The 10,961-nt window shown below is 36.9% G+C and carries 7 protein-coding genes; 6 read left to right on the forward strand and 1 reads right to left on the reverse strand.

Features of this window, described 5'->3' with window-relative positions; translation table 11 throughout:
• Window positions 1-49: 49 nt before the first annotated feature.
• The 6 genes from BT1A1_RS02475 to BT1A1_RS02500 all read left to right on the forward strand — a co-directional run bounded on the left by BT1A1_RS02475 (window position 50) and on the right by BT1A1_RS02500 (window position 9,675).
• Window positions 50-2,878, forward strand: a complete 2,829-nt coding sequence (locus BT1A1_RS02475) for a glycosyl hydrolase 53 family protein (protein WP_051988968.1) — start codon at window positions 50-52, stop codon at window positions 2,876-2,878.
• Window positions 2,879-3,211: 333 nt separating this feature from the next.
• A complete protein-coding gene (locus BT1A1_RS02480) occupies window positions 3,212-4,402 on the forward strand; it encodes a galactokinase (RefSeq protein ID WP_034767753.1) in 1,191 nt (396 codons plus the stop codon).
• Window positions 4,403-4,688: 286 nt separating this feature from the next.
• The gene (gene galE / locus BT1A1_RS02485; protein ID WP_034767755.1) at window positions 4,689-5,678 is read left to right on the forward strand and encodes a UDP-glucose 4-epimerase GalE; all 990 of its coding nucleotides are present in this window, start codon (window positions 4,689-4,691) and stop codon (window positions 5,676-5,678) included.
• 11 nt (window positions 5,679-5,689) lie between these two features.
• Entirely contained in the window at window positions 5,690-7,204 is a 1,515-nt protein-coding gene (galT, locus tag BT1A1_RS02490; RefSeq protein ID WP_034767757.1) for a UDP-glucose--hexose-1-phosphate uridylyltransferase, read from the forward strand.
• 334 nt (window positions 7,205-7,538) lie between these two features.
• Window positions 7,539-8,594: an aldose epimerase family protein gene (locus BT1A1_RS02495; RefSeq protein ID WP_034767759.1), complete on the forward strand. Its 1,056-nt coding sequence runs from the start codon at window positions 7,539-7,541 to the stop codon at window positions 8,592-8,594.
• An 85-nt stretch (window positions 8,595-8,679) separates the two neighbouring features.
• Window positions 8,680-9,675 (forward strand): LacI family DNA-binding transcriptional regulator, encoded by a 996-nt coding sequence (locus BT1A1_RS02500; protein ID WP_034767761.1) that lies wholly within the window; start codon window positions 8,680-8,682, stop codon window positions 9,673-9,675.
• A 328-nt stretch (window positions 9,676-10,003) separates the two neighbouring features.
• On the opposite strand, the gene BT1A1_RS02505 is transcribed toward BT1A1_RS02500, so the two are convergent.
• A partial coding sequence (locus tag BT1A1_RS02505) for an ABC transporter ATP-binding protein (RefSeq protein WP_034767762.1) occupies window positions 10,004-10,961 on the reverse strand: 958 nt, incomplete at its 5' end.

Consider the following 10,961-nt stretch of genomic DNA (forward strand, 5'->3'; position numbering starts at 1 on the left):
CACTTTATAACGAAAATAAAAAGTTACGCTAAAAAGAGGAGGGCATTTTATGAGAGGGAAACGGAGGAGAGTAATTGTTTATTTTATTCTCATTTTTTCTTTAATATTAAATTTTAATAGCTTGCATTTTTCCTATGCTGCAGAAAGTGATTCAGGTAATTTGTTAGTTAATGGAGGGTTTGAATTAGATATTTGGGATGGGGGAGCTTGGAATATTGAACCAAATAATTGGAATTATTTGAATATCAATCGGTTTAATTATTCAGATGATAAATGGTTAAATCCTGATGAAGGCAATTATGGTTTGAAGTATTGGGTAAAAAATACTGCATCAAGTAATGGTTCTTTTACTGTCAAACAAACAGTATCTTCACTGGAACCAGGTTACTATGAATTATCTGTAGAGTCGATGGGAGGATTGGGTAATGGGGCCGGTCAAGTACAACTTTTTGCCGGTGAACAAACTTCTGACGTGAAAAAAACGAATGATTATAATAATTGGGAGACGATTACATTGCAGTTTGAAGTTGCAGAAGAGTCTGATATAGAGGTTGGTGCAAATATTTCAGGCAAACCAAATGCTTGGGGGTATATTGATAACTTTCAGCTTAAAAAGAAAGTAAAGCCTGTTGAAAGTGATATTTTCATAGAAAGAGTCGAAGGGATTTCAGATGATTTTATTAAGGGGGTGGATGTGTCGAGTATTATTTCGTTGGAAGAGAGTGGTGTAAAATACTATAACTGGTCAGGTGATGAACAAGATATTTTTCAAACTTTGGCTGACGCAGGTGTGAATTACGTCCGAGTTCGGGTTTGGAATGACCCGTATGATAGTAATGGAAATGGCTATGGTGGAGGAAATAATGACTTAGCAAAAGCGATTGAAATTGGAAAGAGGGCTACTGCAAATGGAATGAAGTTATTAGTGGACTTTCATTATTCTGATTTCTGGGCTGATCCGGCTAAACAACAAGCCCCGAAAGCTTGGAAAAATTTAACCTTTGAAGAGAAAAAAGATGCTCTTTATAACTATACCAAAGAAAGCCTACAATCTATGCTAAAAGAAGGAATTGATATTGGTATGGTCCAAGTAGGAAACGAAACAAATGGCGGAATCGCCGGGGAAACAGAATGGATAAGAATGAGTGAATTATTTAATTCAGGAAGTAAAGCTGTTAAAGATGTTGATTCGAATATTTTAGTAGCTTTACATTTTACCAATCCGGAAACGGTTGGGAGATATGCAAACATTGCCAAAACATTGGATGAAAATGGAGTTCAATATGATGTGTTTGCTAGTTCTTATTATCCATTCTGGCACGGTACGCTTGGTAATTTAACTTCTGTATTAAAGCATGTTGCTGATACGTATGGCAAAAAAGTTATGGTTGCAGAAACATCTTATACTTATACTGCTGAAGATAGTGATGGTCATGGGAATACAGCACCAAAGGACGCTGGTCAAGTATTGAATTATCCGATTACAGTTCAAGGACAAGCACATGCGGTTCGAGATGTAATTGAAGCTGTTGTCAATGTTGGCGCGGCAGGTATTGGTGTGTTTTATTGGGAACCTGCGTGGCTACCTGTTGGGTCTCCGGAAAATTTAGAATCAAATAAATTATTATGGGAAACCTATGGATCCGGATGGGCATCCAGTTATGCGGCAGAATATGATCCTGAAGATGCAGGTAAGTGGTATGGAGGAAGTGCAGTTGATAATCAAGCTTTGTTTGATTTTTCCGGACATCCTTTAGCTTCTTTAAATGTATTTAAATATGTAAACACTGGTTCAGTAGCACCATTAAAAATTGATGTTGTTAAAAATGTATCAATTCGTGCCAATTGGGGTGATGCCATCAATTTACCGGAAATAGTGGAAGTCATATATAACAATGGAAATGTAGATGAGGTACCAATTACTTGGAATGAAAATCAGTTGAATGATGTTTTGGCAAAGGGAGTAGGAACCTATGTAGTGGAAGGCACAATTGAGGGTGGATTAACTGCAAAGGCGATAATTAATATATTACCGAAAAACTATGTTATAAATCCGAGCTTTGAAGATAGTGATCGATCAATGTGGAAGATAACTTACGGAAAGACCTCCAGTCCACATACTGATTTTAAAAACAATGCGACAGATGCAAAATCTGGAAATTATTCACTACACTTTTACTCGGATAGACAAGTTGATTTCAAAGTAGAACAGACTATTACAAACTTGAAACCGGGATATTACAACTTTAACATGTTTATACAAGGTGGGGATACAAATAATTCTGAAATGTATATCTATGCTAAAGTTGGTAATCAAACTTACAGGATGAATACTTCAGTAAATGGATGGGTAAATTGGAGTAATCCGGAAATAAAAGATATTCTTATTACTGAAGGAACAGTTACAGTTGGTGCGGTTATCAAGGCGGATGGGGGTGCTTGGGGAACTCTGGATGACTTCAATTTAAATTACACACGAGAATATAAGGAAGAACAACCAACAAATTCAAATACTACCCCCCCTGCTGACAATTCAGTAGGAGACGGCGGCCAATCAGAAAATGATAATTTAACCGGGAACGAAAATCCTGTGGAAAATGACAGTACATCGGAGAATAACAATGGAACAAAAGATACCACATCTAACAATAATGTACCAAATGCCAATGATAATGAAAACGGTAATGATATAACGGTTGTGAATGATAATACGACAGGAAATAACAGTGATAAAATAAATGAGGATACAAATACCGAGTATAATGAACTACCAACAACGGCAACAAATTATACAAATATTTTCTTTTTCGGTATAGTATTCATCATTTTAGGAACTTCAATATTTAGTAGTCTAAGAAGAAGGCAACAAAATAACTAAAATAAAGTAAAGTATAAAAAATGAGGCACCAAAAAGTCTACATCAATGACTTTCTGGACTGCCTCGCTTCAAATAAAGGAATAATATTATAATCGAATTGAAGTATTAATTATCACATAAAATCATAACTATTTTTAAAATTAGCATTAAATAAAAAGAACTTTCTTTGTTTAAGGGGAATTTTAGCTCGAAGAGATTCAACTGGTAAAAACATCAATATTTTTTACTAAAAAACAAGTAAAAAATATTGATGTTTTTACCAACTTATTTTATAATGTAAATGGTAGTAAACATGAAATATGGAAATTATAATTAATGAAAAGAGGTTGGGACATGAATATTGAGCAACTGGCCGATATTTTTACTAACAAATTCGGTGGAAGCGGTTACCGGACGTTTTTCGCCCCGGGAAGAATCAATTTAATCGGTGAACATACCGATTATAACGGGGGGCATGTTTTTCCTTGTGCGATTACATTTGGTACGTATGCATTGGCAAGCAAAAGAACTGATCGGAAAATCCGTATGTATTCTGTAAATTTTCCTGAAATTGGGGTAGTCGAGTTTGACCTTGACCATTTGGAATATGACTTGAACCACAATTGGGCAAATTATCCAAAAGGAATGATTAGTTATATTAAAGAAGCTGGATATCAAATTGATTCCGGTCTTAATGTGTTATTTTACGGGAATATTCCAAATGGTGCCGGGCTTTCTTCATCGGCTTCCATTGAATTAGTTACCGGTGTTATGTTGGAAGGACTGTTTAAATTGAAAGTAGACCGTATTGATTTAGTAAAACTCGGACAAAAAGTGGAAAACCAGTTTATCGGTGTTAACAGTGGAATCATGGATCAATTTGCTGTTGGAATGGGTAAAAAAAATCACGGAATTTTACTGGATTGTCATACATTGAAATATGAATATGCACCAATTGAAATGGAAGACTACCGGATTGTCATTATGAATACGAATAAACGTAGGGAATTGGCTGATTCTAAGTACAATGAGAGAAGAAGTGAATGTGAAAAAGCTCTCAAAGATTTACAAAAACATGTACAGATTAACAGTTTAGGCAGTTTATCACCCGATGAATTTGACCGTTTACAAATGGAAATTAAAGATCCCATTCACAGAAAACGTGCCAAACATGCCGTATATGAAAATGATCGAACAATAAAGGCGCTCGCAGCACTAAAACAAAACGATCTGGAACAGTTTGGCCAATTAATTAATCAATCCCATATTTCCTTGCGAGATGATTATGAGGTAACAGGGAAAGAATTGGATACGATTGTTGAAGCGGCTTGGAACCAAGAAGGTGTTCTCGGTGCGAGGATGACCGGAGCCGGTTTTGGCGGTTGTGCCATTGCGATCGTTGAGAAAGACAAAGTGGATGCATTTATCAAGGAAGTCGGTAAAATTTACGAAGAGAAAATTGGTTATAAGGCTGAATTTTACATCGTTACAGCCGGTGAAGGTGCAAAAGAAATTCACTCGAAAAACATCAGTCTAGGCGCTTGAAAAAACTTTATAAATGAATACGGGTATCCCACTTTTGTGTGTTCAAAAGGAAGTTTTTGGAAAATAAGTATTTCTTAGTACCGGAGCGTATATTTTTCACGCCGGCGAAGAGAAACCTGTTGGATTGGTCGGTATGCAAAACAGTTTAGGCCGGAGCGTATGTTTTTCATACGTAAAAAGAGGTAAGCTTTTTTCCGGACTTTTGAAACATTCTTCTTTTATTTTCTTGGTGCTTGGAGAATCTGATATAGTAAAATAGAAGTAAAATGAAACGAGGGTGATATGAATGAGTATTTTAGTTTTGGGCGGTGCCGGCTACATCGGCTCCCATGCTGTTTATCAATTAATTGACCGTGGCTATGAAGTGGTTGTTGTCGATAATTTACAAACCGGTCACAAGAAGGCCGTACATCCGAAAGCAACATTTTATGAAGGCGATATTCGCAATCGGGACTTTTTGAATAATGTGTTTCATAATGAACAAATCGACGGGGTTATCCATTTCGCCGCTAACTCGCTCGTTGGAGAATCAATGGTTGATCCGTTGAAATATTATGATAACAATGTATATGGAACACAAATTTTACTGGAAGCGATGCGCAATGCAGGGGTACGTCATATCGTCTTCTCATCCACTGCAGCGACCTATGGAGAACCGGAATCTGTACCGATTACAGAAAATATGCCGACTGTTCCGACAAATACGTACGGAGAAACAAAATTGACCATGGAAAAAATGATGGCTTGGTGTGAAAAAGCCTTTGATTTAAAATATGTCGCCTTACGATATTTCAATGTGGCGGGGGCTCGTGGAACAGGAGAAATTGGAGAAGATCATCATCCTGAAACCCACTTAATTCCGGTTGTACTTGAAACAGCATTAGGAAAACGTGAATATATAACCGTCTTTGGTGAAGATTATCCAACAAAAGACGGAACATGTATCCGTGACTATATCCATGTAGAAGATTTAATCGATGCACATATTTTGGCGCTAAACTACTTGCAAAATGGAGGCGAAAGTTCTGTTTTCAATTTAGGCAGCAGTCAAGGCTTTTCCGTAAAAGAAATTATTGACATGGCTCGCAAAGTAACCGGTAAAGAAATTCCGGCAAAAATTGGAGAAAGACGTCCAGGGGATCCAAGTGTCCTTATCGCTTCTTCTGAAAAGGCAAAGAACATATTAGGCTGGAATCCGGCGAAAACAAATATTGAACAGATCATTAAAGACGCATGGAATTGGCACAGCAATCATCCAAATGGATATGAAGACTGAAGGTGTTTTTCATGATTGATCAAACCATTCAACAATTAATAAATGAAGCGATCCATCAGGCTATCATTGACCCGATGGACGAAATTTACGTCCGCAATCAAATTTTATCATTGCTGAATCTGGATGATTTTCAAGTCCAAGATACTTCGAAATTACCAAAAGATGTACCGGTTGACCCGGACCTCATTATTCCGGAATTGTTGGAGAAAATTGTTCAATATGCGGTGAAAAACGGAATCATAGAGGATTATTTGGATGCAAAAGAAATATTTTCTGCAAAAATCATGAATTGTTTTCTTGCAAGTCCTTCCGTGGTTAATCAACGCTTTTATGAAAAATATGAGAACTCACCGGTTGCAGCAACGGATTATTTTTACCAATTAAGTAAAAACAGTAATTATATTCAAATGAACCGAATCAAAAAAAATATTGTATTCAAAGCTCCGACTGAATATGGAAATTTGGATATTACAATCAATTTGTCTAAGCCGGAAAAAGATCCGAAACAAATTGCCAAAGAGCGGTCGGCTCCCAAAAAAGGCGGGTACCCTACATGTCTATTATGTATTGAAAATGAAGGGTATGCAGGGCGAATCGGGCATCCGGCAAGGTCCAATCACCGTATGATCCGGATGAATATTCGCGGAGAGGATTGGTATTTACAATATTCTCCGTATGTATATTACAATGAGCATTGTATTTTGCTGTCGAAAACCCATCGAAACATGTTCATTTCCCGGGAAACTTTTGGAAGATTGCTTGACTTTGTCGAAAGGTTCCCACATTATTTTCTTGGTTCGAATGCGGATTTGCCTATTGTCGGCGGTTCTATTCTTTCCCATGACCATTATCAGGGTGGGCACTATGAATTTCCCATGGCTGTTGCTGAAGAAGAATATGCCTTTTCTGTTCAAGGCTTTTCCAATGTTACTTGCTCGATTCTCAAATGGCCTATGTCGGTTATTCGTTTGAGAAGTAGTAAAAAGGATGATATTATCGAGTTGTCTGACCGTATTTTGGAGAAGTGGAAAACATATAGTGATCCGGTTGCAGAAATTATTGCTTTTACAGGTAGCACACCACATAACACGATCACGCCGATTGCAAGAATCCGTGACGGTCAATATGAAATGGACCTTGTTTTAAGAAATAATCGGACGAGTGAAGAACATCCACTAGGAATCTTTCATCCACATAAAGAAGTACATCATATTAAGAAAGAGAATATCGGTTTAATTGAAGTGATGGGTCTGGCGGTGTTGCCGGCACGTCTGAAAAATGAATTGGCAGAGGTTGGAAAATTTTTGTGCAATCAACCAAATAAAATTGCTGACTACCATCTACCTTGGGCGGAGCAGCTTAAACAAAAATATGATGGAGAAATTAATGAACAAAATGTGGAAAAAATTGTTAAAGTTGAAGTGGGTAATAAGTTTTTACAAGTTTTAATGGATGCCGGTGTATTTAAAAGAGATACAAAAGGAAAAGCGGCTTTTCAAAGATTTATTGAAACGTTAAATAAGTAGGATGGCGGGCAGCTTCCTTGGAACAAATGAGTTTAATAAAAACCATTTTGACAAAAGCTGAATGGATGCACGAAATGTCGAATGAAGGCCAATCAAATTGAATAATAAAATTTTAAAAAGGGCTGAGTAAAGCACGAAATGTTGAGGCAATTAAATTACTTAATATCATTTAACAAAGGATGAACAAAAGCATTAAAGGTCGAATCAAATTGAACAATAACATTTTGGCAAAGGTTGAACGAAAGCAAGAACTATTGACAAGAAAGCCCATTTATTTTATTAAACACATTTTGACAAGGGCTGTCCCAAAAATAAATATAGGTGGTGTGAGATTGTGAATATAACTACAAAAGAGTTTGGAATAGTGGATGAAGAAAAAGTTTATCTTTATACCCTTGAAAATAATCGTGGGATGAAATTATCTTGTACGAATTTCGGATGTGTTGTTACAGAAATTTTGGCTCCTGATCGAAATGGTATATTCGAAAATGTTGTCTTGGGATTCAATAATGTTGACCAATATATTCAACACAAAACCTACTTTGGTGCTGTAGTTGGCAGAGTTGCCGGTCGAATTAAAGATGCTGAATTTGAGCTAGATGGAAAGCAATATATTTTGCCGAAAACAGAAGGAAATAATCATATACACGGCGGGGTAAAAGGTTTGCATGAACGGGTATGGCTGGCAGAACCAATTGAACAAAAAAATGCTGTTGGTATGAAATTTACTTATTTTAGTAAAAATGGAGAAGAAGGCTACCCGGGAAATGTTGAGTTAACGGTTACTTATTTATTGACAAATGATAACCAATGGATATTTACTTGCCATGCAACAACTGACCAAAAGACAATATTAAATGTGACCAATCATTCGTATTTTAATTTAACCGGTCAAGTGAAGGATGATATTTTAAATCATGAACTGACATTGAAATGTGACCGTTTCCTTGAATTGGACAAGGAACTTTTGCCAACGGGTAACATAATAAATGTTGAAAATACAGTATTTGATTTTAGACAGGGCCGGAAGATAATCGATGGTGTCCACTCAAACCATCCGCAAAACATATTAGTTGGGAATGGTTATGATCACCCGTTTATTTTTACAGAAAATCATAACCGGGAGATTTTCTTAAAGGAATCGGTAAGTGGTCGAACCTTGACAGTTGAGACGAATCAACCATGTGTAGTATTGTATTCTAGTAATCAACTTCAAGGAGATTTTACAATACAGGAAGGCGTTCAAGCAAGAAAATATTTAGGCCTTTGTCTGGAAACCCAAGGATTACCTGATGCCATCCACCACCCACATTTTCCTTCAATTGTTTTAGACAAAGGGGAAACTTATGAGTTGAAAACCGTTTATTCATTTGGCGTGGAGCAGGCTTAACATGAAGATTGCTGCAGGATCAGTGAAGAAATCAGGCGGAAAACGATTCAGAAAACTTGAAGGGAAGAAAGGAGGGAAATAGTAGATGGCAACAATTAAGGATATTGCGGAAAAGGCTGGTGTTTCTATTGCAACGGTTTCAAGAGTTCTTAATTATGATCAAACTCTTTCTGTCACAGATGAAACAAGAAAACGGATTTTTGAGATTGCTGAATCACTGTCGTATAAGAAAAAATCAGTAAGAAAGACAAATATTCCAACAAAGATTGCAATCATTAGCTGGTATACAGAAGAGGAAGAGTTAGAAGATCTTTATTATTTGTCAATTAGTATAGGAATTACGGACCGATGTCAACAGCGAAACATTAGTGCTGTAAAATATTTTTATAGTAGCTACGAGGATTTACAGGAATTTGGTGATGTTCGCGGAATTATTGCTGTCGGTAAATTTAGTACGGCTCAGGCGGAGAAATTGATGAATATTACGGATAATATTATTTTTGTCGATTGCAGTCCCGATGATGATCGCTTCGATTCCGTAGTCGTCGATTTTGAACGGGCAACAAAAAGTGTGATTGATTATTTACTTGCGAAAGGTCATAAATCAATCGGATATATCGGTGGCAGAGAAACATATCGTGATCAGTCGGACAATATTCTCGACTTAAGAGAAAAGACATTCCGTCAGTATTTGTCTGATCACGGTCAGTTTAATGAATCCGCTGTGTACATCGGCAATTTTACAGTCAAAGATGGTTATCGCTTAATGAAACAAGCGATACATGACCATGGAAATAATTTACCTACCGCTTTTTTTGCCGGTAATGATCAAATTGCAATTGGCTGTCTTCAGGCTTTAAACGAGGAAAATATCCACGTTCCTGAAGAGGTAAACATAATTGGATTGAATGATATCAGCGTTTCAAAATATGTCTATCCATCCTTGTCAACGGTAAAAGTGCATACGGAATTAATGGGCGAGACTGCAGTAGACTTGTTAGTGGAAAGAATCGAGGGAAGAACTATTCCTAAAAAAGTTTTTATAGCGACTAATTTGATTATTCGAGACAGTAGCTTTTAACTGGACATTTTTAGAAAAGACCTCAGGTAGCCGTAACAAAAATATTAAGTATTGCGGTCGGCAGTAAAACAAAACGTGTCTCGACCACAAAAAGTTTAACATGTGTTTACTCCATATCAAATCGTGTCCTTACTTTATATAGGTTGTAAATAGACTTTATGCATATCTACATGTCAAAAAATAATAAACTCCTTGAAAACCTGGATCTGACACTGTTTTCAAGGAGTTTTTATCATTTGTACTGTCAAAGACGGATAAAAAAACTTGGGGATCCGAGTTTTTTATAAATGTGTTTACAGGGATAACCCCATCATGTACGATGCTTAGATTATTTAATCCGCAATTCAGTTTCTGTATCAAAGAAGTGCGCTTTGTTTAAATCTAGGCCTAATTTTACTTTGTCTCCGGCTTTTATTTGGTTACGTGCATCAATCCGTGCGACGAAATCATGTCCGGCAAGAGAAGAGTACAGCATTAATTCGGCACCGGTTAATTCGGCAACTTCAATGTTAACTTCAATGACATCATCAGGGAATGACTCGATAAATACCGGTTCATCATGAATATCTTCCGGACGAATACCGAAGATTACTTCTTTTCCTACGTAGCCGTTGTCTTTTAATAATTTTAACTTGCCGCCCGGGATTTTCAGACGAACTTTTTCATCAAGTACAACATATTCACCTTCAATTTTTGCTTTAAAGAAGTTCATTGCCGGTGAACCGATGAATCCACCAACGAAAACATTTTCCGGATTGTCATAAACTTCTTTTGGTGAACCGACTTGTTGAATAACCCCATCTTTCATAACAACAATCCGAGTAGCCATGGTCATTGCTTCTGTTTGGTCATGGGTTACGTAAATGGTCGTTGTATTTAAGCGTTGATGAAGTTTGGCAATTTCCGCACGCATTTGTACCCGTAATTTTGCATCCAAGTTTGATAAAGGCTCATCCATTAAGAATACTTTTGCATCCCGAACGATGGCACGTCCTAAAGCAACCCGTTGCCGTTGACCACCGGATAAGGCTTTCGGTTTCCGGTCTAAATATTGTTCAAGTCCTAAAATATTTGCAGCATCTTTTACCCGTTTGTCAATTTCATCTTTTGGCATTTTTCTCAGTTTTAATCCGAATGCCATATTATCATAAACCGTCATATGCGGATATAATGCATAGTTTTGGAAAACCATCGCGATATCCCGATCTTTTGGCGGGACATCATTCACTAATTTATCATCGATGTACAGTTCTCCCTTTGAAATTTCTTCAAGTCCGGCAATCATC

This window comes from Caldibacillus thermoamylovorans (assembly GCF_000751775.1).
In the GTDB taxonomy this organism is placed as follows: domain Bacteria; phylum Bacillota; class Bacilli; order Bacillales; family Caldibacillaceae; genus Caldifermentibacillus; species Caldifermentibacillus hisashii.

What these genes read in the sequence shown, in the direction of transcription:
- galE (WP_034767755.1), top strand. Translation starts at nt 4,689, where the DNA reads ATGAGTATTTTAGTTTTGGGCGGTGCCGGCTACATCGGCTCCCATGCT.
- BT1A1_RS02480 (WP_034767753.1), top strand. Translation starts at nt 3,212, where the DNA reads ATGAATATTGAGCAACTGGCCGATATTTTTACTAACAAATTCGGTGGA.
- galT (WP_034767757.1), top strand. Translation starts at nt 5,690, where the DNA reads ATGATTGATCAAACCATTCAACAATTAATAAATGAAGCGATCCATCAG.
- BT1A1_RS02500 (WP_034767761.1), top strand. Translation starts at nt 8,680, where the DNA reads ATGGCAACAATTAAGGATATTGCGGAAAAGGCTGGTGTTTCTATTGCA.
- BT1A1_RS02475 (WP_051988968.1), top strand. Translation starts at nt 50, where the DNA reads ATGAGAGGGAAACGGAGGAGAGTAATTGTTTATTTTATTCTCATTTTT.